The sequence below is a fragment of the Shewanella sp. CAL98-MNA-CIBAN-0140 genome (assembly GCF_040309905.1).
In the GTDB taxonomy this organism is placed as follows: Bacteria; Pseudomonadota; Gammaproteobacteria; order Enterobacterales; family Shewanellaceae; genus Shewanella; species Shewanella psychromarinicola.
This window is the reverse complement of record NZ_JBEOPI010000241.1, coordinates 1-252: the sequence shown is the minus strand read 5'-3', so window position 1 is coordinate 252 and position 252 is coordinate 1. Positions and strand designations below refer to the sequence as shown.

At 44.0% G+C, this 252-nt stretch carries 1 protein-coding gene; it reads left to right on the top strand.

Translation table 11 applies throughout. The annotated features are described in order from the left end of the window. Window positions 1–252 (top strand): BrxR family transcriptional regulator (locus AAEY93_RS20920; RefSeq protein ID WP_502959577.1); only part of this gene is annotated, 252 nt, incomplete at both ends.

The following is a 252-nucleotide window of genomic DNA, read 5'->3' as shown; positions in this document are numbered from 1 at the left end:
AATCAAATGAGTTTCGTGATTTTGTCTGCACACGATTAACCCAAATTGCCACAGTCGAAACACCGCTAGACCCATTGCATACTCAACAAGCCGATATCCAGTGGAATCGTATTCACGCAATTACACTCGTGCCACATCCTTCTGTAACGCATTTTAAAGCCATAGAGCTTGATTACGCTATGACGGCAGGAAAACTCGAATTAAACGTGCGAGAGGCGCTTTTAGGCTACCTAATGAGGCAATGGAATGTAG